Raw genomic sequence first — 21,707 nt, 5'->3', positions numbered from 1 at the left:
TCGACCCGAGGACCTCCCGCCACCGCAGCACCCCCCGTCATCCTCGGGCCCGACCCGAGGACCTCCCACCATCCGTCCCCAACGGCAGCCACCGCCGGGCCGCGCCCGACCCTGGGTGGGCGCACCACCGCCCGTGCGATGCGCCGCACCCCAAAGCATCCCCGCCATGCGAACTCCGATCGACAGCACCGACGCGCCCTCCCGTGGGGAGGGTCGGGCGCGGCCCGGCGGTGCCGGGCGCGATGGATTGGCGAGCAGGGGCTTCCCGTTCCGGCGCGGCGCGAAGGTTGAGCAGGATGGTGGGTTGGCGGCCAACCTACACGTGTGGCAACAATGCCTAAGCCTCAGAAAGGTCAGATAAGGATTTGCCACCGAGCATGTCCAATTTCCAATTCTGCACAGAAGAAACTGACTCGGCCACGCCATATCTATTGAGGCTTTGCATTATCTCTCGAAATTCGGTTCCATCTTCCAACGTCTCTGTCCTTTCACTAATCATTGTTTCTGACCCATAAGTTCCAACACTTATTCCAACTACACGATCCCTAATTCCTTCGTAAACGAAAATTGGAGCGCCGCTCATACCGCCAGCCAGTAAAAAACTTAATTCATACCCGGTGAGATTCGGGCGGTGAAGAAGATCACCAGGTTTGAGTTGCCTTTGCACAAAACCTTTCTGCGCCCTTAGGTTAAGACGAAGGCCATCTTCATTTCCGCTAATAACAGCTTCATCTGGATAACCGAGCGTTGCAACCTCCTGCCAAACTTCAATATCTTCGATGCTCAAGTAAAAATTAGTATCGGTTTGATATCCCGTAACACAGACGACAATATCTGACTCACAAGGTCCAGCCTCATATCCCAATATCCTAGCTACAACTGACCGTGATGACTTCCCATTGTCATCCTTACATACAAACGCAACATATCCACCAAATTCATGAGCATAGTGTTCCGCAGATTCGATGACGTGCTTTGCTGATAAAATCAGATTGTTTTTTGTTTCTGGAAATAACCTATCAATTACAAAAGAAGAGCCAAAACATTTCTTAACGTTTGCTGACCCGTTCTCAATTTCTGCGACAACGACTGGAAGTACGTAACTCTGCAAGAACAAGGCACTACCTTTCTCCAATCACCCCCACAAACTCCCGCCATTCCCCCTTGGACATGCCGGAGGTTTCCTGCGTCACCTCCTCACCCTTCACCATCCGCCGCACGCAATCAAGGGCGGTGGCCGAGAGCGTGGCACCCCCCATGCGGTAATCCTCGAAGGCGCGGTAGGCCGCCGGCACCCAGTCGGCGACGATCTTGCAGATCGCGTCGGCATAGACGCGGATTTCGTATTGCGCGTGGGCATCCGCCCGCAGCCGCAGGAAATGCAGCAAATTGTGCAAATCCACCTTCCAGTACCATTGCGTGTAGATATTGGCGGGCAGGGTCATCCGCGCCAACTCCCGCGCCAGCCCCTGTTGCCCCTCGTCGGAAATCATCGCCTCGTAATGGTCGTAGCACCGCATCGCGTCCTCGCGCAGCAGGCGCAGCACGCGCTCGGCCTCTTCGCCCTCCAGCGCGGCCCCCCGCCCCTGGTTGTTGGTGGTCGATTGCGCGGCCAGCGCATCCGGCGCCGGGATATAGAACTCGCGGTCCAGGATCGAGTAGCGGGCAGAGTATTCGTTCACGTTCGCCGTGCGGTGCCGGATCCACTGCCGCGCCACGAACACCGGCAGCTTGACGTGCAGCTTGATCTCGCACATCTCGAACGGGGTCGAGTGCCAGTGCCGCATGAGATACCGGATCAGCCCCGCGTCATTGCTGACCGATTTCGTCCCCCGCCCATAGGACACCCGCGCCGCCTGGCAGATGGCGGCATCGTCGCCCATGTAGTCGATCACCCGCACGAATCCGTGATCCAGCACCGGGTGCGCGGTATAGAGATGCGCCTCCATGCCCGGCGATATTGCGCGCAGGGTTTCGCGCGGCTCGGCTCGGGCGGCGTCGATTTCGGCCTGTTGTTCCGGGGTCAGCGGCATGGCGGCACCTTTCGGGGATGGGGCGAGTCGATCTCCACTATATCTTGCGGGTGGGCCTGCCGCCAAGCCGATATCGGGTGTGTCAGCCGGATTCGCTTTGCCCTCGACACGGGCGGCACAGGCCCTATCCTGCATGTGGGCGCGCGCACCGACGCGATACCGACAGGATACCGACGCGATACCGACAGGAGAAATCCGATGAAAATCCGCTATCTGCACACGATGGTCCGGGTAAAGGACCTCGACGCCACCATGCGATTCTTCTCCCTTCTGGGCCTGCAAGAGACCCGCCGCTGGGACAACGATGGTGGGCGATTCACCCTTGTTTTCATGGCTCCCGAGGGGCAGGAGGAATGCCCGGTGGAGCTTACCTGGAACTGGGACGGCGACGAGGGCCTGCCGTCGGACAGCCGCCATTTCGGCCACCTCGCCTATTCGGTCGGCAATATTTACGAGATGTGCCAACACCTTATGGACAACGGCATCACCATCAACCGCCCCCCCCGCGACGGCCGCATGGCCTTCGTGCGCAGCCCCGACAACATCTCTGTGGAGCTGTTGCAGGAGGGCGAGGCGCTCGCCCCCGCCGAGCCCTGGGCGAGCATGGAGAACGTGGGCCACTGGTGAGATGGGCGGCCCTGCTCGCGGGCCTTTTCGCGGCCCCCGCCGAGGCGGCCTGCCGCCTCGCGCTGGTGCTGGCGCTCGACGTGTCGTCCTCGGTCGATGCGCGGGAATACGACTTGCAGCGCAAGGGGTTAGCGGCGGCGCTCGACGCCCCGGACATCCGCCACGCGATCCTTGGGGGCGAGGGCGACGTGGCGCTGGCGGTCTACGAGTGGAGCGGGCGCGACCAGCAAAAGCTGCATCTCGACTGGACCATCTTGCGCAGCCACGCCGACATCACCCGCGCGGCGGCCCTGCTGGCCGGCATGGAGCGCTCGACCGCGGAATTTCCCACGGCGCTCGGCTCCGCGCTCGGCTATGGCGCGCAGGTGATGACCCGCGCCCCCGAGTGCGCGCGCCGGGTTATCGACGTGTCGGGCGACGGGGTGAACAACGAGGGTTTCGCCCCGGCGCTGGCCTATAGGCATTTTCCCTTTCAAAACATAACTGTGAATGGTCTGGTGATCCTCGGCCATGACGCGACCGTGCTGCGCCATTATCGCGGCGAGGTGCTGCGCGGGCCGGGCGCATTTCTCGAGGTGGCGGACGGGTTCGAGGATTTCAGGCGCGCCATGGCGCGCAAGCTCTTTCGCGAGATCAGCAATATCGTGCTGGGTGCACTGCCAGCTCAATAAATATAGCGGATCTGGTCGCTCCAGTAGCGTTCCACCCGTCTGAGCGCGCCGGTCACCTGGTCAAGCCCGTCCTCGCCCAGCACCCCGCGTTCCTGCAGCCCCGCGGCGTGACGCTCGAACAGCGCCGCCACCACGTCGCGGATGCCGCGCCCCTTCTCGGTCAGGCGCACGCGCACTGCTCGCCTGTCCGCCTCGCAGCGCTGGTGGTGCATGTAACCCGCCTCCACCAGCTTCTTGAGGTTGTAGCTGACATTGCTGCCCTGGTAATACCCGCGCGATTTGAGCTCGCCCGCCGTCACCTCGTGATCGCCGATATTGAACAGGAGGAGCGCCTGAACGGCGTTGATCTCCAGGATGCCAACGCGCTCGAACTCGTCCTTGATGACATCGAGCAGCAGACGGTGCAGCCGCTCCACCAGCGACAGCGCGTCGAGATACCCGGCGATGAAGGCGCCGGGCGCGGGCTGTGTGCTCAGGGGGCTGTGAAAGCTCATGGATGTCTCCGTCGCGGACCATTCGCGAGAGAGACTCGGACAAAACCGCCAATATTCGGTTAAATCGCGCAGCAGACGCCTAAAATCCGCTCTATTTCCCGGCGCAGGCCACCTGCGCGATGTCCTCGACCAGTGGTGCGAAGCGACCGGGCGGGGCGCTCTGCCCGGTCACCCACTGGTAGAGGTCCTGGTCGTTTTCGGACAGGAGCGCGTCGAGCAGGTCGAGCGTGGGCGCGTCAAGATGTTCGAGACACGCCCCGGCATAACGCCCGAGAATGATATCCATCTCCTTGATTCCACGCCGATTGGCCCGCATGGCGAGGCGCCGCAAGCGGTGCTCGCGCGGCTCGTCATTCACCGGCCTGCTCCATCAGGCGCGCGCGCAGCGTCTTTTCCAGCCGCCCCAGCCGGTCGGTGGAATAGGCGATTTGCGTGCGGATGTCGCGGATCTCGGTCAGAAGCCCGGTAATATCGGGTTCCAGATCGCCCATCGTGGGCGAATCCGGCCCCTCGCCCTCGCCCGAGAGCAGCCACAGCAGCGACACGTTCAACAGCCCCGCCATCATCGACAGCTTGTTGGCGCGCGGCTCGGAGAGGTCGTCCTCCCAGCCCTTGAGCGTCTTGAGCTTCACGCCGAGCCGTTTGGCCAGATCGCTCTGGCTCATGCCTGCGCGCTCGCGCGCGCCCGCGACGCGGTCCCCGAAGGTGGTCGCTTCGGGGTCGAACCAGCTATCGTCTTGCTCGGTGGTCATGCTCTTCCTTTCCGGTGATCGTTCTTGAACGGAACTCGCGCGCACCCTAAGAGATTTGGGAAGTGAATTCAAACCGGAGCCGACCATGTCCCGCCTCTCCGCGACGATTGCCCGCGTCAAGCCCTCGCCCACGATCGCCGTCACCACCAAGGCGCAGGAATTGAAGGCCGCCGGGCGCGACGTGATCGGGCTCGGCGCGGGCGAGCCCGATTTCGACACGCCCGACCACATCAAGGCGGCGGGCATCCGAGCCATCGAAGAGGGCAAGACGAAGTATACCGCCGTCGATGGCATCCCGGAATTGAAGCAGGCGATCTGCGCCAAGTTCAAGCGCGACAACGGGCTCGATTACACGCCCGCGCAGGTCAGTGTCGGCACGGGCGGCAAGCAAATTCTCTACAACGCGCTCATGGCCACGCTGAACCCGGGCGATGAGGTGGTGATCCCCGCGCCCTACTGGGTGAGTTATCCCGACATGGTGCTGCTGGCGGGTGGCGAGCCGGTGGTGGCCCCTGCCGGCATCGAGACCGGGTTCAAGCTGACCCCGCAGGCGCTCGAAGCCGCGATCACGCCGCGCACGCGCTGGTTCATCTTCAACTCGCCCAGCAACCCTACCGGGGCAGGCTATTCGCGCGACGAACTCAGGGCGCTGACGGACGTGCTGATGCGCCACCCTCATGTCTGGGTGATGACCGACGACATGTATGAGCACCTCGCCTATGACGGGTTCGAGTTCTGCACGCCCGCGCAGGTCGAGCCGGGGCTTTACGACCGCACCCTCACCTGCAACGGCGTGAGCAAGGCCTATTGCATGACCGGCTGGCGCATCGGCTATGCCGCCGGGCCCGAGGAGTTGATTGCCGCGATGCGCAAGATCCAGTCTCAATCGACGTCGAACCCCTGCACCATCAGCCAATGGGCCGCCGTCGAGGCGCTGAACGGTAGCCACGATTTCATAGCCGCGAACAACGCGGTGTTCCGCCGTCGCCGCGATCTTGTGGTCTCGATGCTGAACGAGATCGAGGGGGTGGACTGTCCGGTGCCCGACGGGGCCTTTTACGTCTACCCGTCGATCGCCGGGTTGATCGGCAAGACGAGCGCGGGCGGCGCGCGGATCGAGACGGACGAGGATTTCGCCACAGCCCTCCTCGAAGAGCAGGGCGTTGCCGTGGTCTTTGGCGCGGCCTTCGGGCTTTCGCCGAACTTCCGCGTCAGCTACGCTACCGCCGACGAAGCGCTGCGCGAGGCGTGCGGGCGGATACAGGCGTTCTGCGCCGGGCTGCGGTAAGAGGGGCATATGGCGGGCGATCTGCCGGAATACTATTTCCGCGTGCGCGAGAACGGCGCCTTCGTGTTTCGCGTGGATACCGAGAACCGCCAGCGACGTATCGACATGGACCAGATCGCCGTGGTCAATATCCGCAAGGGCGAGATCAAGCCGCATGGTGACCGCGAACTGACCGAGGCCGATCTCGCCGCGATCCGCGAGTGGATGGCCGAGCGGCAGGAAATCATCGCGCATCGCGATATCGACGACATCCTGCGCGCGGTGGACTACCTCAACACCACCGCCCATTGGGCTCAGTCGCGCGCCACCGAAGAGCAGCTCGAACAGGTGACCGACGCGCTGCTGCTGGCCATGCATGATCTGCGCACCGTGCTGGTACGCAAGAAGGCCGATCGCCTAACCCGCGAGGATTGAGCCCCGGGCCACCTCTGCCGCCGCCGCGGCAACGCCGCCCTGGCCATGGGGGATACTGAGTGCCTGCATTCCCGCCTCGATCGCACCAAGCGCGCCGAGGATCATGTGCGCGTTCACGTGCCCCATGTGCCCGATGCGAAAGAACCCGTGCCAGGCCGGGTCGCCCGGCTCGGCCATCCCGAGCCCGATGCCGAGGGTCACGCCCGCGTTGTCCTGCACCCATTTCCGCAACGCCGAGCCGTGTGGCGCGCCGATCCTCAGCGCCGTGACTGCGCGGCTGCGCAGGGACGGATCGGCGATGTTGAGCTCGAGCGGCCCCACCTCGCCCCACGTCTCGCAGGCGGCCCAGATGGCGCGGGCCAGCACCTCATGCCGGTGCCAGATCGCCTCGATCCCCTCGTCGGCGATCAGATCAAGCGCCGCACGCAGGCCATAGAGGTGATGCGTTGGCGCGGTGCCGCCGAAATACTGGTAGAACATCTGTGGATCGGCGCGATTGGTCCAGTCCCAGTAGCGGCTCACGCGCTCCATTCGCGCCCGCGCCGCCGCCGCCTTCTCCGAGAAAAAGACAAAGCCCAGCCCCGGCGGCACCATCAGCCCTTTCTGACTCGCCGCCACCATCACGTCGACGCCCCAGGCGTCCATCTCGAACCGGTCGCACGCCAGCGAGGCGATGCAGTCGGCCATCAGGAGCGCCGGATGCCCGGTGGCATCCAGAACCGCGCGCAGCCCCGCGATATCGTTGAGCACCGAGGTCGAGGTATCGGCATGGGTGGCCAGAACGGCGCGGATCGCGTGGTCCTTGTCGGCGCGCAACGTTGCCTCCAACCGGTTGAGATCAATCGCCGCGCGTTTGCCGAAATCGAGAATTTCCGGCGCGATTCCACGCAGCTGCGCCACCTCGGCCCAGCCGTGACCAAAGCGGCCTGTGGCCGGAACGAGCACCCGCTCGCCCGGGCTGACCGTATTGGCCAGTGCCGCCTCCCACGCGCCGTGCCCGTTGGCGATGTAGATTGCGACGTCGCCTTGCGTGCGGGCCACCGCGCGCAGGTCGGGGATCAATCCGGCGGTCATCTCGATCAAGTCGCCCTCGTAGATGTTGGGGGCGGCACGGTGCATGGCGCGCAGCACCTCTTCGGGCATGACAGAGGGGCCGGGAATGGCCAGATAGGCGCGACCGTTGGCAAGGCTCATGGAAATCTCCGCTTGATGGCGAGGGTGACATTACCCCGCTGTCCGGCGGCGTCAATCGGCCCCGGTGCGGCTTGTCATCCGAGGCCGGGTCGCCTAGACGGTGGCGGCGGGGCGCGCGCGTGACCCCGAAGACCGGAGACCCCCGCGCCGATGAGCCTTTTCAAACGGATATCCGACTGGGAGCGTCGGCTGCGCGCCTCTTACAACACCGATCTCTCGACGCCGGAGAACCGCCGCCGCGCACATGTCTACAACCTGTGGTTCGACCATGCGATCCTGCGCACCGTCTGGACCAACCAGTTTCCCGTGGCTCCCGGCGTGTGGCGCTCGAACCAGCCCACCCATGCCCGGCTCGTCCGGCTCAAGGCGAAGGGGGTGCGCAGCATCCTCAACCTGCGCGGCGCGGCGGGGGCGGCGCATTACCTCACCGAGAAGGAAAGCTGCCGCCGCCTCGGGCTCAACCTTGTTGACTGCACGCTGCAGGCCCGCGACGCGGCGCCGCGCGCCAATATCGAGGCGCTGATCGCCGCCTTCCGAGAGATCGAACGCCCCTTTGTCATGCATTGCAAATCGGGGGCTGACCGGGCGGGCTTTGCCGCCGCGATCTACCTGATGGTGATCGAGGGCCGCCCGGTTGCCGAGGCGCGGCGGATGCTGGGGGTAAAATACATCCATTTCAAATGGACCCGCACCGGTGTGCTCGACTTCATCCTCGACCGTTTCGCTGACCGGCACGCCGAGACTGGCATAGGCTTCGAGGACTGGATCGCCACCGAATACGATCATGAAGCGATCCAGACCGCGTACAACGCCGCGCACAAGCCGCTGTTCTGAGAGACGTAGCAAAGCCTCAAGGTCTGGAACTGGTCTGGAGCGATCGTCGACGTGAGTCGCGCCGACGCCAAGACCGGAATGGCGGCAGCAGGTCAAGCAACCTTGCCCTCTACCGCCGATACCGCGCCGCCAGCCGCGCCGGGTCTGCCCCGCACAAGTACCGCGCCAGAAGCCACAGGTTGCGCGCCCCCCGGCGCAGCCAGCCCTCGCGTTGGTAGCGCGCCGCCGATGTCGTCACCGCCAGCGGCAGGAGTGCGATCCGCCCTTTGAGCGCGCGGGCCAGCGCCACGTCCTCCATCAGCGGGATGTCCGGGTAGCCCCCGGCGGCGTGATAGGCGCGGCGCGACACCAGCAGGGCCTGATCGCCATAGGGCAGACCGAACATCCTCGTGCGCAGGTTGGCCCACCCCGCCACCAGCCAAGGCGCCACCCCGCCTGCGTCGAAGCGCAACCGAAACGCCGCCGCGCCGCCCTTCGCGATCTGCGCGCGCACCGCCTCGCTCCAGCCTTCGGGCAGCCCCGTGTCGGCGTGCAGGACCATCAGCCACGCGCCGCCCGCTGCCTCGGCCCCGCGTCGCAATTGCCCCCCGCGTGACGGCGGGCCGATCACGATTACCGCGCCCGCTTCCTCGGCCATGACGCGGGTGGCGTCCTGCGAGCCGCCATCGCTCACGATCACCTCGCGGATGAGACCCGTGTGCACGCCCTCGAACAGAGCGCCCAGGCAAGCGGGCAGCGAGTGCCCGGCATCGAGCGTGGGAATGATCACGGATAGCTCGGCGCGCATTACGCCCCCTTTCGTGTCCAGATCCTCGCCCTATATTACGGGTTCACGGGCAAGGGAACGAGCATGGCACGGCGCATTCTGGAAATCACCGGCAGCGAGGCCGAAAGCTTTCTGCAGGGGCTCGTGACCAGCGATCTCTCCCGGCTCGACGACGGCCTCGTCTATACTGCGCTGCTCACGCCGCAGGGCAAGTATATCGCCGATTTCTTCCTGCTGCGCCACGGCGACGCGATTTGGCTCGACGTGGACGAGAGCCTTGCGCAAATGCTCATTCAGCGGCTCTCGCTCTACAAGCTGCGCGCCGACGTGCAGATCACAGAGACCGACAAGGGCGTGCGCCGCGGCACCGGCCCCGCGCCCGAAGGCGCACTGGCCGATCCGCGACACCCCGATCTCGGCTGGCGGCTCTACGGCGACGAGGAGGGCGACGACGGCACCGACTTCGACCGCATCCGCGTGGCGCACTGTATCCCGGAAACCGGGATCGAGTTGACGCCCGACACCTTCATCCTCGAAGCCGGGTTCGGGCGGCTGGGCGGCGTCGATTTCCGCAAGGGCTGCTATGTCGGGCAGGAGGTGACCGCCCGGATGAAGCACAAGACCGAGCTGAAAAAGGGCCTCACCCTCGTCGCGGTCCACGGCGCGGCGCCGGTGGGCACCGCGATCACCACGCCAGAGGGCAAGCCCGCCGGCACGCTTTTTACCCAGGCGGGTGGGCGCGGCATCGCCTACCTGCGTCACGACAGGACCTGCCCGGGCATGACGGCCGGTGAGGCGCGGGTTGATCCGCTCTGAGATGCGTGGGCCGGTTGCGAGGGGCCGCCACGCAATGACCGGCAATCACCAAAGATGCGGGAATGGCCCGGGCGCGGGGATTGCCCCACGCCCGGGCCTCGCGGTCAGGTGGCCTTGGCGAGGTTGCGCAGCACGTAGTGCAGCACGCCGCCATGCTCGACATATTCCTTCTCGATGGCGGTATCGATCCGGCACTTGAGGGTGATGTCCTTCGTGGTGCCATCGGCATAGGTGATCGTGCAGCCCACCTCCTGCAGCGGTTTCACATCCGCAAGTCCAGAGATGCTGAAGCTCTCGTCGCCCGTGAGCGCCAGCGTCGAGCGGGTATCGCTGCCGGTGAACTCGAACGGGATCACGCCCATGCCCACGAGGTTGGAGCGGTGGATGCGCTCGAAGCTCTCGGCGATCACCGCCTTTACGCCCAGGAGCGCCGTGCCCTTGGCTGCCCAGTCCCGCGAACTCCCTGCGCCGTATTGCTCGCCGCCCACCACGACGAGGGGCGTGCCCTGTTGCTGATAGGCCATCGCGGCGTCGAAGATCGACGTCTGTTCGCCGTCCGGTCCGAGCGTGTAGCCGCCCTCGACCCCGTCGAGCATCTCGTTGCGGATGCGGATATTGGCGAAGGTGCCGCGCATCATCACCTCGTGATTGCCACGCCGCGAGCCGTAGGAGTTGAACTCGCGCACCGGCACCTGCCGTTCGCGCAGGTATTGGCCGGCGGGTGTGCTCTCCTTGAACGAGCCGGCGGGCGAGATGTGGTCGGTGGTGACCATGTCGCCCAGCAGCGCCAGCATCCGCGCGCCGTCGATATCCGAGATGGTGCCCGGCTCCGCCGGCATGTCGCGGAAGTAGGGCGGGTTCTGGACATAGGTCGATTGTGGCGGCCAGTCATAGGTCTCGCCTCCCGAGGTCTCGACCGCCCGCCATCTCTCGTCGCCCTCGAACACGTCGGCGTATTTCGAGCGGAACGCCTCGCGGGTGACGGTGGCTTCGACGATCTCGGTGATTTCCTTTTGGGTGGGCCAGATGTCCTTCATGTAGACCGGGTTGCCGTCGGGATCGTGGCCCAATGGGTCGCGGGTGAGGTCGATATTCATGTCGCCTGCCAGCGCATAGGCCACCACCAGCGGCGGCGAGGCGAGGTAGTTGGCGCGCACGTCCGGGGAAATCCGGCCCTCGAAGTTGCGGTTGCCCGACAGTACCGAGGTGGCCATGAGATCGCCTTCGGCGATGGCATCGGAGATTTCCTTTTGCAGAGGGCCCGAGTTACCGATGCAGGTGGTGCAGCCATAGCCCACGAGGTTGAAGCCGATAGCGTCGAGATCGTCCTGAAGCCCTGCGGCCTCGAGATACTGGGTCACCACCTGGCTGCCGGGTGCCAGAGAGGTCTTGACCCAGGGCTTGCGGGTGAGGCCCCGTTCGCGGGCCTTTTTCGCCACCAGCCCGGCACCGATCATCACGTACGGGTTGGACGTGTTGGTGCAGGAGGTGATCGAGGCGATCACCACAGAGCCGTCGCGCAACGTGTAGTCTTCGCCCTTGACGGGGGTGGATTTGCGCGGATCGCCGTTGGCATCGGCCGCCGGGCCTTCGGCGGCCATGTCATGGGCCGCCAGGCTTTCATCCTCGCCACGGTATTCGGCGACGACGTTGTAGAAGGCTTGTGCGGCCTGATCGAGCGTCACGTAATCCTGCGGGCGCTTGGGGCCGGAAATGGCGGGCACGATCTGGCCCATGTCGAGACTGAGCGTGTCGGTATAGACCGGTGCGTAATCCGGCCCGCGCCAGAAACCGTTCTCGCGGGCATAGGCCTCGACCAGCGCGACGCGGTCCTCGTCGCGCCCCGTTTGACGCAGGTAGCGCAGGGTCTCGTCGTCGATGGGAAAGAAGCCGCAGGTGGCGCCGTATTCGGGGGCCATGTTGGCGATGGTGGCGCGGTCTGCGAGCGGCAGGTTGTCGAGGCCGTCGCCGTAGAATTCCACGAATTTGCCCACCACGCCCTTCTTGCGCAGCATCTCGACCACCTTGAGCACGAGGTCGGTGCCGGTGGTGCCCTCGACCATCGCGCCGGTGAGTTCGAAGCCCACGACCTCGGGGATCAGCATCGAGATGGGCTGGCCCAGCATCGCGGCCTCGGCCTCGATGCCGCCGACGCCCCACCCGAGCACGGCGACGCCGTTGATCATCGTGGTGTGGCTGTCGGTGCCCACCAGCGTATCGGGGTAGGCCACCGTCGCGCCATTCTGGTCCTCGTCGGTCCAGACGGTCTGGGCGAGGTATTCGAGGTTGACCTGGTGGCAGATACCGGTGCCCGGCGGCACGACGCGGAAGTTGTTGAACGCGCCCTGGCCCCATTTGAGGAACTGGTAGCGCTCCATGTTGCGCTCGTATTCGCGATCCACGTTCATCTGGAACGCGCGAGGGTTGCCGAATTCGTCGATCATCACCGAGTGGTCAATCACCAGGTCGACGGGGTTGAGCGGGTTGATCTTCTGCGCGTCACCGCCCAGCGCCTTGATCCCGTCGCGCATGGCGGCGAGATCGACCACCGCCGGGACGCCGGTGAAATCCTGCATCAGCACGCGGGCAGGGCGATAGGCCAGCTCGCGATTGGCGCGGCCGCCATTCGCGGCCCATTCGGAGAATGCGCGGATGTCGTCGAGCGTGACGGTCTTGCCGTCCTCGAAGCGCAGCATGTTCTCTAGCACCACCTTGAGCGCGGCGGGCAGGCGCGAGAAGTCGCCAAGCCCTGCCTTCTCGGCGGCGTCGATGGAGTAATAGGCGATGGTCTGGCCGCTGACGCTGAGGGTCTTGCGGGTCTTTGCGCTGTCTTGACCGACTGTGATAGGCATGGGATGCCGTCCTTTCATGTCAGGGCTGGATGACGTTTGCCCTGCTTCTGACCGATATTCCCGCGCCGATCAAGAGGTGGGGCGTCAATTTGTATACTATTGCACACAATTTGATTGCTGTTACAGCCCCCGGCTCGCAATCTCGCGAAACCTTGAGTTGGCAGAGGCGGAGTCAGCGCCTAGATTCAAGAAATCCGAACAAACCGAACCCAAATGGGACCGATCCAATAATGCGTTACCTCCTTTACAGCCTTTTGGCGGGATGGGCGATGCTCGCCGCACCGGCGCTCGCCGCGGACCGGCCCGTGGTGGTCGAGCTTTATACCTCGCAAGGCTGTTCTTCCTGTCCGCCTGCCGATGGCTTTTTCGAGCAACTCGCCGCACGTGACGATGTGTTGGCGCTGTCGCTGCATGTGGATTACTGGGATTACATCGGCTGGGAGGACACGTTCGGCAGCCCCGCACATACCGCGCGTCAGCGCGGCTATGCCGCCGCAGCGGGGCGCAAGATGGTCTATACTCCCCAAATGATCGTCAACGGGGCCGATCACGTCGTCGGCACGCGCTATCGCGATGTGACCGACCTCATCGACAAGCATCGTGCCGCGCAGGAGAACGGGATCGCAGTGCGGGTGCGGCGCGAGGGCGGGCAGGTGCATCTCGAGGCGCGGTCCGAGCGGCCGCGCAAGATGCCGCTGATGGTGCAGTTCGCTCGCTACATGCCCAAGGCCAAGGTAGAGATCGAGCGCGGCGAGAATGCGGGGCGCACGATCACCTATACCAACATCGTGACCGACCTGGTCGAGGTGGCCGAGTGGGACACGCAGGAGCCGCTAACGCTGGATATCGACTGGCCCAAGGGCGCGCCACTGGCGGTGCTGCTGCAATATCCCGACCACGGCACCATCGAGGCGGCGGCGCGGCTGCGTTGAGGGGGCGGCGGGGGCAGCTGGTCTTGGGCGAGCGTTGGCGTCCTGCCCTCGCGCGGCTCGTCGCTTTATGCCGGATGACCGCTCAAGGCTGACACCCCCTCCAGAACAGCCCCTCAGCTCTTTGCGGCCTGCTCGGCGAGGGCGGTGTGCAGATCGCCGTAGCCGGTGAAGCGGTATTCGTAGTCGAGCCCGAGCCGTTGCGCGCACTCCTCGGCGCGGGCGCGTAAGGCCGCGTCGTCGGTTTGCGCCTGGTAGACCAGCTTGGTGTAGTTGCCAAAAATCACGTCGCGTAGCTCCGGGTGCCGGTCCAACCCCATCGGTTTCCACACAAAGGCATCGAACTGCCGCACGAGAAAATCCGTGAGGTAGAAGGCGGTGATCTCGTCGTCGTGCTCGGCGAAGCGGTCCACCCCTTCGAAGAAGGCGTAGCAATGCGGTCCGGCAACCATCTCGACGCCCAGATTCTGGCATTTCGCCTGCAACTGCCCACCGGTGCCGCAATCGGCATAGACCACGAAGATGCGCGCGTAGGCGTCGCGGTAGCGTGCGACGGCCTTCTCCACCTCCTCTGTGATGCGCTCGGGGTAGAGGTGCAGCTTGGCGGGCAGGCAGTGCAGATCCATGTGATCCCAGCCATTCGCACGCTTGAGGGCGAGGATTTCATGCGCGAGCGCGCCGCAGGCAATGAGCAGGATGCGGCCCTGACCTGTAGGAGCCAGCCCGCGCGTCGTCAGCGTCGCGGGATCGGGAAGGCTGTCGTTGCTCTGCGTCACGGCATTTGACCTTTTCGTGTGCGCCGGAAAGAATACGTTGTCGTCGGAACAGGGCAGGGCCATTTTCGGCGCTTCTATGACCTCTGATCACAATCAAGGACAGACCAGCATGACCTCGTCAACCGATCGCACGCCCATCTTGCCATCCCGGTTCGCCCAAACCCTGGGGCTGATGTTCATCTCCGGCCTCGTCGCGACCGTCGCCTTCGATCTCTGGGGGCAGATCATCAGCCCCGCTCTCGGCTTTGCCAACCTGTCGCCGCACGGGCTTGCGCGAAGCCTGCTTGGCACTTTCGGCCTGCCCAATGGCGATTTTGCGGGCTATTTTATGCACTTCTACCTGGTCGGGCTGATCGGCTACCCGGTTGGCTGGCTCTATGTCTTTCGGCCCGTCTGGTCCCGGCTTGCTGGGCAGAGGGGGGGCTGGTTCGTGCCCGCCGTGCTCTACGGCTTTGGGCTATGGGTTTTTGCTATCGGCGGGATCACGGCGGTCGCGGGCCTGCCCTTTTTCCTGAACTTCACCGGCATCACATGGGTCGCGCTGGTGGGGCACGTCCTCTACGGTATCGTCATGGTCGCGGTCATGCGCCTCGTCGCGGTGCGCTGATCGCGTGCCTGACACCGCTGGAATTCCGACGTGCCTGCCAGTTCGGCTGGCAAGCACGTCGGTGTCTGCAATGGCACGCTGATCCGAATCAGCCCGCCGCGAGGGCGTTGTGCTTGCGCGCCATGAAATCCTTGGCCGTTTCCACGGCCACGGCGGCATCGCGGCAATAGGCATCGGCACCGATGGCCTTGCCGAATTCCTCGTTGAGCGGCGCGCCGCCCACAAGCACGACGTAATCATCGCGCTTGCCCTGTTCCACCATCGTGTCGATCACGACTTTCATATAGGGCATGGTGGTGGTCAACAGCGCCGACATGCCGAGGATGTCGGGCTCTTCGGTCTCGAGTGCCTCGAGATAGTTCTCGACCGGGTTGTTGATCCCGAGATCGACCACCTCGAAGCCCGCACCCTCCATCATCATCGAGACCAGGTTCTTGCCGATGTCGTGGATGTCGCCTTTCACGGTGCCGATGACCATCTTTCCCACGCGCGGCGCGCCGGTTTCGGCCAGAAGCGGCTTGAGGATCGCCATGCCGCCCTTCATAGCGTTGGCGGCGAGCAGCACCTCTGGGACGAAGAGGATGCCGTCGCGGAAATCCTTGCCGACGATGGTCATGCCGCCCACGAGCGCCTCGGTTAGGATGCGGTAGGGCGCCCAGCCTCGCTCGAGAAGGATGTTCACGCCCTCCTCGATCTCTTCCTTCAGACCGTCGTAGAGGTCGTCGAACATCTGCTGGACGAGTTCCTCGTCGTCGAGCTCTGACAGGATGATGTCGTCTTCTTCGTCGGACATGGTGGGAATCCCTGGCTGTTCTGCGCGCGGGGCGCGGTGACGTTGCGCCTCTTTCGTCAATTTGTCGCAGCGCGACTTTCCGAATTGCGACGCTGCCCGCGTCGCAACCGACCTGTAGCAGCGTTTTGGCCCGAGTGTGACTGAAAGATCGGCATCATCATTATCGGAATATTGCATTCGTTCATGTTATGTTCCATTTTCCAGATATGAATCACGAACCGACACTTCCGGCTGACCTGCGTCCGCGCGGTCGCGGCGCGACGAGCAACGCCGCCGGGCGGTTTGAGGCTTATGACGTCGAGTATGCCGACGACGGTGCCGGCCCGGAGGCTGAGAATCGCGTGTTGCGGACACTGGTTTCGGAAGAGCGGGTTGGAAGGGTGATTTCCTATAACCGGTCGCCCGACCTGCCATTCGACCGATCGATCAACCCCTATCGCGGCTGCGAGCATGGCTGTGTCTATTGTTTCGCGCGGCCCACCCACGCGTGGCTCGGCCTGTCGCCGGGGCTCGATTTCGAGACCCGGCTGATCGCGCGCCCCGACGCGCCCGACCGGCTCGATGCGGAGCTGCGCGCACGCGGCTACCGCGTGGCCCCGATCGCCATCGGCACCAATACCGACCCCTACCAGCCGGTCGAGCGGCAATACGGGATCACCCGCGCCTGCCTGGAGGTGCTGTCGCGGTTCAATCATCCGGTGGCGGTGGTGACCAAGGGCGCGCTCATCGAGCGCGATCTCGATCTGCTGGCGGACATGGCGGCGCGGGGGTTGGCGAAGGTGGGCGTGTCGATCACGACGCTGGACGACACGTTGGCCCGGCGGCTGGAGCCGCGCGCGCCGTCGCCAGCGCGGCGGCTCGACACGGTTCGGCGGCTGGCGGGCGCAGGGGTGCCGGTGAGGGTGATGGTATCGCCGGTTATCCCCGGCCTTAGCGATACCGAGATCGAGGCCATACTGGGGGCCGCACGCGATGCCGGAGCGGGGGCCGCGAGCTGGATCATGCTGCGCCTGCCGCGCGAGGTGTCAGGATTGTTCCGTGACTGGCTCGCGCAGCATTACCCCGACCGCGCGGGCCGGGTGATGAACCGGCTGCGCGAGATGCATGGCGGGCGCGATTATTCTGCCGACTGGCACCTCCGGATGCGGGGGCAGGGCGTGTATGCTCGGATGATCGCGCGGCGCTTCGACCTGGCGGCGCGACGGCTGGGGCTGGATGCGGCGCAGCCCGGGCTGCGTTGCGACCTGTTCGAGGTGCCGCTCGCACGTGGCGCGCAACTGGCGCTGTTCTAGGAGGGCGAGCGCCTTGCGCCTTAGGTGACGAGCGCGCTTGTCGGTTCGCTCGTCACTTCCAGCCCGTCCAGATAGAGGATATGCGGCTCTCCGAAATCCAGTTCGCAGAAATCGAGCCTGGCGCATCCGGCATGGGTGACGAATTCGCCATCGACCAGCCGCGCGGCGGCGACCAGCGCCTGATCGCGGCCAAAGAGTGCCCGCGCGCGCCAGTCGCGCACCAGGATCGGCTGTCCGGCGTGCAACAGCACGTCACGCCCGGGCCGCCTGTGGCCAAGCGATCCCTCGCGGATGCGAACCAGCGGCGCGCGCAGCGACCGTGGCGTGATGGCGCGCAACGTGACCATTCCGGCATCGCGGGTGATAACCCGATCGCCGGGGCGCAAATCCCTGGCCAGGCGTTCGCCCGTGGCGGTCAGCAGGATGCCATCGGCCCACAGGCCGGTCGTGTGAAATGGGGGGCTGGCGGCAGCTCTGCCGTCAGGACGCCCGACCGTATCCGGTTTCATGGCGTATCTCGCTCTGTTTCTGCCTCAGTTTTTTGCCACATTAAGGCAAAAATCTGGCGATGTCGTGCCCTTTTTCGTGCACGGCGGGCAGGGGCCGCGCGATTCGGGCTTAAATCTGCCCCCGGTCTTTGCTAGAGCGCGCAGGGCCCGCCCTGCGCGGCGGTGCGTGCGGGTGTGGCGGAATTGGTAGACGCACCAGATTTAGGTTCTGGCGCCGCAAGGCGTGGGGGTTCGAGTCCCTTCACCCGCACCAAAGCGCAGTCGGCTCAGGGCGCGGTGAGCCAGTCGTCGCGCGTGTTGTCGGGAAATACAGGTCGAAAATAGGCGACCATGCGGCCCTCGGGCGGTGCGGTGGCGGTCTCGTCCCACGGCGCGACACCGTGCAGCGCCATTCGGTGTACCAGGACGGCGGTCCCGGGCGAGGCCACGAGCGGCACGCGGCGGCAGGTCTCGAACGCTGCACGCCTTGCGGCATGGTACGGTTCGGTCAGGTCCACATCCGCCCAGTCGCGCGGATCGACGCCGTCGAGCGCCGAGGCGAAGGTGCGGCGCATCAGGTGGTGGCTGCCCTCCCAGACGACCAGAGGGCTCGCCCCCGCGCTCGTTTCGCTCAGCGGCAGGCCAAGCAGCCAGGCGTGACGCTCGCGCAGCATCCGCTGCCGCTCGGGTCCGATGGGCAGAAGCCCATCGACATGCGCGGCGTCGCGCTTTTGCCGGTAGCGGAATGCCGCCGCGCCCTCGCCGTCGCGCGGGCGCGGGTAACCGGGATAGACCACCGAGACCTGCGCCGCGTGGAGCGGAAGTGACCCGGCGATGGTCTCGGCGGCGCGGCGCGCGGCCCCGTCGAGCGGCACGCCTGCCACGCTGCCGTCCGCGTCGTTGGGTAGGCAGTCGAGGCCTACGAACCACGTCCCCCCGCACGCGAGCCCCGCCGCGCGGCGTGCGGGCTCGGCCATGCGCTTGAGCGCTGCGTCGCGGGCGGCGCGTGCCCATTCGGCGACGCCGGGTTCGGGCGGGAAGATCGCCCAGCCTTTCTCCGATAGCGCGGCTACCATCCCAACGATTTCCTCAGCATGTTGAGCGCCACCAGCGTCAGAAACACCGCGAACACGCGCTTGAGCGGCTTGGGGTCCATCGCGTGGGCAAGCCGCACGCCCCAGGGCGCCGTGACGAGCGTCATGGCAATGACCACGCCGAAGGCCACGAAATTGACCGCGCCAAAGGTCAACGGCGGGCGGTGCGCCGGGTCGATGGTGAGGAACAGGAACCCGATGACCGACGGGAGCGCGATGGTCACGCCAAAGCCTGCTGCCGTGGCGACCGCGCGGTGGATAGCGACGCCATAGAGGCTCATCAGCGGCACGCCGAAGCTGCCACCACCGATCCCCATGAGCACCGACAGGAACCCCACGATGGGCGACAGCACCAGCCGCCGCAACCCGCCGGGCATGACCGGGCCCAGCCGCCAATGCGCGCGCCCGAGCCCGAGATAGAGCCCGATCACGATGCCGAGTGCGCCGAACAACCCTTGCAGAGTTGTCGAGCGCAGCGACGCCGCCACCAGAACGCCCAACACCGCTCCCGCCGCGATTCCTGGTGCCCAGCCGCGCAGGATGTCCCAATCGACCGCGCCCTTTCGGTGATGGCTCAGGACCGAACGCACGGAGGTGACGATGATCGTGGCGAGCGACGTGGCGAGGCACATCTGCATGAGCTGCGGGCCGTCATAGCCCAGCGTCTGGAAGGCGTAGAAGAACGCGGGCACCAGAACGATCCCGCCACCGACACCCAAAAGCCCCGCCAGAACCCCGGCAAAGGCGCCGATTACCGCCAGGAGGCCCAGCATCTGCAAGAGCAGCGTGGTGTCAGGCAGGGCGATGGGCATGGGTGGGCTCCGGTCCGGGGATGGGTCAACCTCCGGCTTACACCGCGCACGCGCCGGGGGAAAGACGCAGAAACGGCTTGCCCCGAGGGGAGGTTTCGCGCCAAGGATGCCGCCCGAACGCGCGTGCAAGCAAGAGGACCGGCGATGCCCCGCTATGCCCTGAAGGTAGAGTATGACGGCGCGCGTTTCGCGGGCTGGCAACGGCAGGCCGACCAGGTGACCGTGCAGGGCGAGATCGAGCACGCGCTTGCCCGGCTGGAGCCGGGGCCGCACACCATCGCCGCCGCCGGGCGCACCGATGCGGGCGTGCACGCACTGGGGCAGGTGGCGCAATGTGACCTCACGCGCGAGTGGGAACCGTTCCGGCTCAGCGAGGCACTCAATTACCACCTGCGGCCCCTGCCGGTGGCGGTCACCACCTGCGCGCGCGTGCCCGATGACTGGCACGCGCGGTTCTCGGCCACGGGGCGGCGCTATCTCTACCGGATCGTTGCGCGCCGGGCGCCGCCCGCGCTTGAGGCCGGGCGCGTGTGGCACCTGCGCCGCGGGCTCGACGTGGCGGCCATGCGCGCGGGCGCGGCGCATCTGGTTGGCCACCACGATTTCACCACCTTCCGCGCCTCGATTTGCCAGGCGAAGAGCCCTGTGAAAACACTCGACGCGGTCGAGGTCGCCGAGGTGGATACCGCGACAGGTCCAGAGATCCACCTGCACTTTGCCGCGCGGTCGTTCCTGCACAACCAGGTACGCAGCATGGTGGGCACGCTGGAGCGGGTGGGTGCGGGCGCGTGGCCGCCCGAGCGGGTGCGCGACGTGCTCGAGATGCGCGACCGCACCGCCTGCGGTCCGGTGGCGCCGCCCGAGGGGCTTTATCTCTCGCGGGTGATCTATCCTGATGACCCGTTCGGCGAATAGGTTTTGATCTCGCCCGCGGCGCGCGCTAAGAGGCGGCCAGCGGTCCCGTAGCTCAACTGGATAGAGCAGCTGACTTCTAATCAGCAGGTTCGGGGTTCGAGTCCTCGCGGGATCGCCACTTAATAAAATGAAAACAAGAGGCTGTGGATAGCGCAAATCTAAGCCTTGCGTTTTCTTTTGCCCTTGTCACCGAATTTGTCACCGGGTTTCACAATTGCAGAAAAGACCGGGCGGATCCCGCCCGGTCCTTGTCGATCGTTGAAGGCGTCACTCGGGTTCGGCGCGCTTGGCAAACAGGCAATCCTCCCGCCTGGCTGCGGCGTGGTGGAGGGCGTCCAGCCCTTCAAACATGCTGGCTATGGTGCAGCTGTCTTGCATGAGTCCGGATAGTTGCTCAGTGCTGGACGTCCGCGGCCTCATCGCGTTCGGCAGCGGTTCCCTCGAGCATCATCTCGCTTGTCTTGCCGCCGTGCCCCACCCATTCGATAACGTGAGCTTCGTCAGCCTCGAACAACTTGTCTTGCGTGGCCGCAATCAGAACAAACATACTTTCAGTCTCGGGCGAGTGGGGCAGCCTTGCAGCCTCCGCCATCTGCTCGACGGCGCGCAGCATTGCGCGCGCCTCATCCAGTCTCTCGGAGGTTCTTTCGTGATTTCGGCGGACATGGTCGGGAATGTTCGTCATTGTCTCGATCTCCAATTGTGATATTGCCACATGTGACAATAGCACAAGGATAGATAGTTGTGAAATCCGCACAAGTGCGAATGGCGCGGGGAGCGTTAAATTGGTCTCTTGCCGATCTTGCAAAAGCCTCCGGCGTTCATCGCAACACGATCTCGAATTTCGAGACCGGGCGTTATGACATGAATCCCGACAACGTGGCCAAGATCCGCGTCGCCCTCGAAGCCGCCGGGGTCGAGTTCATCGCAGAGAACGGGGGCGGCGCAGGCGTCCGGTTGCGCAAGGATACCTGAGCATCACTGGGCGGCGAGGATCGAAGCCTTGATCTTTGTCCACTTGGTTCGACTGATGATCACCACCACGCCCTTTCTCCCAGTGTTTGCTTGCTTCAACTCGGCGGTGGTCGAAGCTGGATGAGTGGCCCATTGGTTATAAACCGGGAGAACAGAGGCTCGAGGCGCGCTGAAATCACCTGTCGAGGGCGCGAAGAGAGAGCTGCCGATGACTCTTTGGCAACGCCGACGTGAGACACAGCGACCGGGACCGCTCGCCACGTCAGTCTTGGCGGCAGCAATACG

General features: G+C 65.1%; 26 protein-coding genes and 2 tRNA genes. 13 read left to right on the top strand and 15 right to left on the bottom strand.

The genetic code is table 11. The annotated features are described in order from the left end of the window. Positions 1-337 precede the first annotated feature (337 nt). Positions 338-1,111 carry a S1 family serine peptidase gene (locus CRJ03_RS19675; protein ID WP_129590264.1) on the bottom strand — a complete coding sequence of 258 codons (774 nt, stop codon included), beginning with the start codon at positions 1,109-1,111 and terminating at the stop codon, positions 338-340. Between the two features lie 10 nt (positions 1,112-1,121). Next, a complete protein-coding gene (gene thyX, locus CRJ03_RS09360; RefSeq protein WP_104018610.1) occupies positions 1,122-2,033 on the bottom strand; it encodes an FAD-dependent thymidylate synthase in 912 nt (303 codons plus the stop codon). A 198-nt stretch (positions 2,034-2,231) separates the two neighbouring features. Here thyX and CRJ03_RS09355 point away from each other — a divergent pair, with 198 nt between their 5' ends. Together CRJ03_RS09355 and CRJ03_RS09350 are read left to right on the top strand one after the other, a co-directional pair. Then, entirely contained in the window at positions 2,232-2,660 is a 429-nt protein-coding gene (locus tag CRJ03_RS09355; protein ID WP_104018609.1) for a VOC family protein, read from the top strand. Then, positions 2,654-3,331 (top strand): DUF1194 domain-containing protein, encoded by a 678-nt coding sequence (locus CRJ03_RS09350; protein WP_439126630.1) that lies wholly within the window; start codon positions 2,654-2,656, stop codon positions 3,329-3,331. Before CRJ03_RS09355 ends, CRJ03_RS09350 begins: the two co-directional genes overlap by 7 nt. On the opposite strand, the gene CRJ03_RS09345 is transcribed toward CRJ03_RS09350, so the two are convergent. The 3 genes from CRJ03_RS09345 to CRJ03_RS09335 form a co-directional block, all read right to left on the bottom strand. Further along, the gene (locus CRJ03_RS09345; protein ID WP_104018608.1) at positions 3,325-3,825 is read right to left on the bottom strand and encodes a MarR family winged helix-turn-helix transcriptional regulator; all 501 of its coding nucleotides are present in this window, start codon (positions 3,823-3,825) and stop codon (positions 3,325-3,327) included. The genes CRJ03_RS09350 and CRJ03_RS09345 overlap by 7 nt on opposite strands. Positions 3,826-3,916: 91 nt before the next feature. Then, positions 3,917-4,141, bottom strand: coding sequence for an FAD assembly factor SdhE (locus CRJ03_RS09340; protein WP_104018614.1), 225 nt, complete (start codon positions 4,139-4,141; stop codon positions 3,917-3,919). 34 nt (positions 4,142-4,175) lie between these two features. Beyond that, the gene (locus tag CRJ03_RS09335) at positions 4,176-4,577 is read right to left on the bottom strand and encodes a helix-turn-helix domain-containing protein (protein ID WP_104018607.1); all 402 of its coding nucleotides are present in this window, start codon (positions 4,575-4,577) and stop codon (positions 4,176-4,178) included. 85 nt (positions 4,578-4,662) lie between these two features. Here CRJ03_RS09335 and CRJ03_RS09330 point away from each other — a divergent pair, with 85 nt between their 5' ends. Together CRJ03_RS09330 and CRJ03_RS09325 are read left to right on the top strand one after the other, a co-directional pair. Next, positions 4,663-5,865 carry a pyridoxal phosphate-dependent aminotransferase gene (locus tag CRJ03_RS09330; RefSeq protein WP_104018606.1) on the top strand — a complete coding sequence of 401 codons (1,203 nt, stop codon included), beginning with the start codon at positions 4,663-4,665 and terminating at the stop codon, positions 5,863-5,865. 9 nt (positions 5,866-5,874) lie between these two features. Further along, entirely contained in the window at positions 5,875-6,279 is a 405-nt protein-coding gene (locus CRJ03_RS09325; RefSeq protein WP_104018605.1) for a hypothetical protein, read from the top strand. On the opposite strand, the gene CRJ03_RS09320 is transcribed toward CRJ03_RS09325, so the two are convergent. Beyond that, positions 6,262-7,473, bottom strand: a complete 1,212-nt coding sequence (locus CRJ03_RS09320; RefSeq protein WP_104018604.1) for a pyridoxal-phosphate-dependent aminotransferase family protein — start codon at positions 7,471-7,473, stop codon at positions 6,262-6,264. The genes CRJ03_RS09325 and CRJ03_RS09320 overlap by 18 nt on opposite strands. Positions 7,474-7,623: 150 nt before the next feature. On the opposite strand from CRJ03_RS09320, the gene CRJ03_RS09315 reads away from it, so the two are divergent. Then, a complete protein-coding gene (locus tag CRJ03_RS09315) occupies positions 7,624-8,307 on the top strand; it encodes a fused DSP-PTPase phosphatase/NAD kinase-like protein (protein WP_104018603.1) in 684 nt (227 codons plus the stop codon). Positions 8,308-8,416: 109 nt separating this feature from the next. Here the strand turns inward: CRJ03_RS09315 and CRJ03_RS09310 are convergent, their stop codons facing one another. Next, positions 8,417-9,094, bottom strand: coding sequence for a TIGR04283 family arsenosugar biosynthesis glycosyltransferase (locus CRJ03_RS09310; protein WP_104018602.1), 678 nt, complete (start codon positions 9,092-9,094; stop codon positions 8,417-8,419). Between the two features lie 63 nt (positions 9,095-9,157). Between CRJ03_RS09310 and ygfZ the strand changes: the two genes are divergently transcribed. After that, positions 9,158-9,889, top strand: coding sequence for a CAF17-like 4Fe-4S cluster assembly/insertion protein YgfZ (gene ygfZ / locus CRJ03_RS09305; RefSeq protein ID WP_104018601.1), 732 nt, complete (start codon positions 9,158-9,160; stop codon positions 9,887-9,889). Positions 9,890-9,993: 104 nt separating this feature from the next. Here ygfZ and acnA read toward each other — a convergent pair whose 3' ends face one another. Further along, the gene (acnA, locus tag CRJ03_RS09300) at positions 9,994-12,741 is read right to left on the bottom strand and encodes an aconitate hydratase AcnA (RefSeq protein WP_104018600.1); all 2,748 of its coding nucleotides are present in this window, start codon (positions 12,739-12,741) and stop codon (positions 9,994-9,996) included. Between the two features lie 230 nt (positions 12,742-12,971). Here acnA and CRJ03_RS09295 point away from each other — a divergent pair, with 230 nt between their 5' ends. Then, positions 12,972-13,673, top strand: a complete 702-nt coding sequence (locus tag CRJ03_RS09295; protein WP_104018599.1) for a DUF1223 domain-containing protein — start codon at positions 12,972-12,974, stop codon at positions 13,671-13,673. A 113-nt stretch (positions 13,674-13,786) separates the two neighbouring features. On the opposite strand, the gene CRJ03_RS09290 is transcribed toward CRJ03_RS09295, so the two are convergent. Beyond that, positions 13,787-14,446 carry a DUF1638 domain-containing protein gene (locus tag CRJ03_RS09290; RefSeq protein WP_240611625.1) on the bottom strand — a complete coding sequence of 220 codons (660 nt, stop codon included), beginning with the start codon at positions 14,444-14,446 and terminating at the stop codon, positions 13,787-13,789. Between the two features lie 109 nt (positions 14,447-14,555). On the opposite strand from CRJ03_RS09290, the gene CRJ03_RS09285 reads away from it, so the two are divergent. Beyond that, positions 14,556-15,053, top strand: a complete 498-nt coding sequence (locus CRJ03_RS09285) for a hypothetical protein (protein WP_104018597.1) — start codon at positions 14,556-14,558, stop codon at positions 15,051-15,053. 88 nt (positions 15,054-15,141) lie between these two features. Here the strand turns inward: CRJ03_RS09285 and CRJ03_RS09280 are convergent, their stop codons facing one another. Then, a complete protein-coding gene (locus tag CRJ03_RS09280) occupies positions 15,142-15,846 on the bottom strand; it encodes a corrinoid protein (protein ID WP_104018596.1) in 705 nt (234 codons plus the stop codon). A gap of 206 nt (positions 15,847-16,052) precedes the next feature. Here CRJ03_RS09280 and CRJ03_RS09275 point away from each other — a divergent pair, with 206 nt between their 5' ends. After that, positions 16,053-17,138: a PA0069 family radical SAM protein gene (locus tag CRJ03_RS09275; RefSeq protein ID WP_240611624.1), complete on the top strand. Its 1,086-nt coding sequence runs from the start codon at positions 16,053-16,055 to the stop codon at positions 17,136-17,138. 20 nt (positions 17,139-17,158) lie between these two features. Here the strand turns inward: CRJ03_RS09275 and CRJ03_RS09270 are convergent, their stop codons facing one another. Beyond that, the gene (locus CRJ03_RS09270) at positions 17,159-17,647 is read right to left on the bottom strand and encodes a Hint domain-containing protein (protein ID WP_104018594.1); all 489 of its coding nucleotides are present in this window, start codon (positions 17,645-17,647) and stop codon (positions 17,159-17,161) included. A 168-nt stretch (positions 17,648-17,815) separates the two neighbouring features. Here CRJ03_RS09270 and CRJ03_RS09265 point away from each other — a divergent pair. Further along, positions 17,816-17,900 (top strand) — tRNA-Leu (locus tag CRJ03_RS09265). A gap of 13 nt (positions 17,901-17,913) precedes the next feature. Here the strand turns inward: CRJ03_RS09265 and CRJ03_RS09260 are convergent. Together CRJ03_RS09260 and CRJ03_RS09255 are read right to left on the bottom strand one after the other, a co-directional pair. Continuing rightward, entirely contained in the window at positions 17,914-18,702 is a 789-nt protein-coding gene (locus CRJ03_RS09260; protein ID WP_104018593.1) for a hypothetical protein, read from the bottom strand. Continuing rightward, entirely contained in the window at positions 18,696-19,532 is an 837-nt protein-coding gene (locus CRJ03_RS09255; protein WP_104018592.1) for a sulfite exporter TauE/SafE family protein, read from the bottom strand. The genes CRJ03_RS09260 and CRJ03_RS09255 overlap by 7 nt, the downstream gene beginning before the upstream one ends. Positions 19,533-19,676: 144 nt before the next feature. Between CRJ03_RS09255 and truA the strand changes: the two genes are divergently transcribed. Together truA and CRJ03_RS09245 are read left to right on the top strand one after the other, a co-directional pair. Further along, a complete protein-coding gene (gene truA, locus CRJ03_RS09250; RefSeq protein ID WP_104018591.1) occupies positions 19,677-20,447 on the top strand; it encodes a tRNA pseudouridine(38-40) synthase TruA in 771 nt (256 codons plus the stop codon). A 41-nt stretch (positions 20,448-20,488) separates the two neighbouring features. Beyond that, positions 20,489-20,565, top strand: a tRNA-Arg gene (locus tag CRJ03_RS09245). A 276-nt stretch (positions 20,566-20,841) separates the two neighbouring features. Here CRJ03_RS09245 and CRJ03_RS09240 read toward each other — a convergent pair. Then, the gene (locus CRJ03_RS09240) at positions 20,842-21,132 is read right to left on the bottom strand and encodes a hypothetical protein (RefSeq protein WP_165375207.1); all 291 of its coding nucleotides are present in this window, start codon (positions 21,130-21,132) and stop codon (positions 20,842-20,844) included. A gap of 59 nt (positions 21,133-21,191) precedes the next feature. Between CRJ03_RS09240 and CRJ03_RS09235 the strand changes: the two genes are divergently transcribed. Beyond that, the gene (locus CRJ03_RS09235; RefSeq protein ID WP_240611518.1) at positions 21,192-21,422 is read left to right on the top strand and encodes a helix-turn-helix transcriptional regulator; all 231 of its coding nucleotides are present in this window, start codon (positions 21,192-21,194) and stop codon (positions 21,420-21,422) included. Positions 21,423-21,425: 3 nt separating this feature from the next. Here CRJ03_RS09235 and CRJ03_RS20125 read toward each other — a convergent pair. Next, on the bottom strand, positions 21,426-21,707 hold a 282-nt coding region (locus CRJ03_RS20125), incomplete at its 5' end, for a hypothetical protein (RefSeq protein ID WP_206018348.1).

It is taken from the genome of Roseovarius nitratireducens (genome assembly GCF_002925845.1).
Lineage (GTDB): Bacteria > Pseudomonadota > Alphaproteobacteria > Rhodobacterales > Rhodobacteraceae > Roseovarius > Roseovarius nitratireducens.
Note: the sequence above shows the minus strand (reverse complement) of the source record. Positions and strands in the feature narration are given on the sequence as shown.

Coding starts and splice junctions, on each gene's coding strand:
- thyX (WP_104018610.1), bottom strand. CDS start 2,033: ATGCCGCTGACCCCGGAACAACAGGCCGAAATCGACGCCGCCCGAGCC.
- CRJ03_RS09355 (WP_104018609.1), top strand. CDS start 2,232: ATGAAAATCCGCTATCTGCACACGATGGTCCGGGTAAAGGACCTCGAC.
- CRJ03_RS09345 (WP_104018608.1), bottom strand. CDS start 3,825: ATGAGCTTTCACAGCCCCCTGAGCACACAGCCCGCGCCCGGCGCCTTC.
- CRJ03_RS09340 (WP_104018614.1), bottom strand. CDS start 4,141: ATGCGGGCCAATCGGCGTGGAATCAAGGAGATGGATATCATTCTCGGG.
- CRJ03_RS09335 (WP_104018607.1), bottom strand. CDS start 4,577: ATGACCACCGAGCAAGACGATAGCTGGTTCGACCCCGAAGCGACCACC.
- CRJ03_RS09330 (WP_104018606.1), top strand. CDS start 4,663: ATGTCCCGCCTCTCCGCGACGATTGCCCGCGTCAAGCCCTCGCCCACG.
- CRJ03_RS09325 (WP_104018605.1), top strand. CDS start 5,875: ATGGCGGGCGATCTGCCGGAATACTATTTCCGCGTGCGCGAGAACGGC.
- CRJ03_RS09320 (WP_104018604.1), bottom strand. CDS start 7,473: ATGAGCCTTGCCAACGGTCGCGCCTATCTGGCCATTCCCGGCCCCTCT.
- CRJ03_RS09315 (WP_104018603.1), top strand. CDS start 7,624: ATGAGCCTTTTCAAACGGATATCCGACTGGGAGCGTCGGCTGCGCGCC.
- CRJ03_RS09310 (WP_104018602.1), bottom strand. CDS start 9,094: ATGCGCGCCGAGCTATCCGTGATCATTCCCACGCTCGATGCCGGGCAC.
- ygfZ (WP_104018601.1), top strand. CDS start 9,158: ATGGCACGGCGCATTCTGGAAATCACCGGCAGCGAGGCCGAAAGCTTT.
- acnA (WP_104018600.1), bottom strand. CDS start 12,741: ATGCCTATCACAGTCGGTCAAGACAGCGCAAAGACCCGCAAGACCCTC.
- CRJ03_RS09295 (WP_104018599.1), top strand. CDS start 12,972: ATGCGTTACCTCCTTTACAGCCTTTTGGCGGGATGGGCGATGCTCGCC.
- CRJ03_RS09285 (WP_104018597.1), top strand. CDS start 14,556: ATGACCTCGTCAACCGATCGCACGCCCATCTTGCCATCCCGGTTCGCC.
- CRJ03_RS09280 (WP_104018596.1), bottom strand. CDS start 15,846: ATGTCCGACGAAGAAGACGACATCATCCTGTCAGAGCTCGACGACGAG.
- CRJ03_RS09275 (WP_240611624.1), top strand. CDS start 16,053: ATGAATCACGAACCGACACTTCCGGCTGACCTGCGTCCGCGCGGTCGC.
- CRJ03_RS09270 (WP_104018594.1), bottom strand. CDS start 17,647: ATGAAACCGGATACGGTCGGGCGTCCTGACGGCAGAGCTGCCGCCAGC.
- CRJ03_RS09260 (WP_104018593.1), bottom strand. CDS start 18,702: ATGGTAGCCGCGCTATCGGAGAAAGGCTGGGCGATCTTCCCGCCCGAA.
- CRJ03_RS09255 (WP_104018592.1), bottom strand. CDS start 19,532: ATGCCCATCGCCCTGCCTGACACCACGCTGCTCTTGCAGATGCTGGGC.
- truA (WP_104018591.1), top strand. CDS start 19,677: ATGCCCCGCTATGCCCTGAAGGTAGAGTATGACGGCGCGCGTTTCGCG.
- CRJ03_RS09240 (WP_165375207.1), bottom strand. CDS start 21,132: ATGACGAACATTCCCGACCATGTCCGCCGAAATCACGAAAGAACCTCC.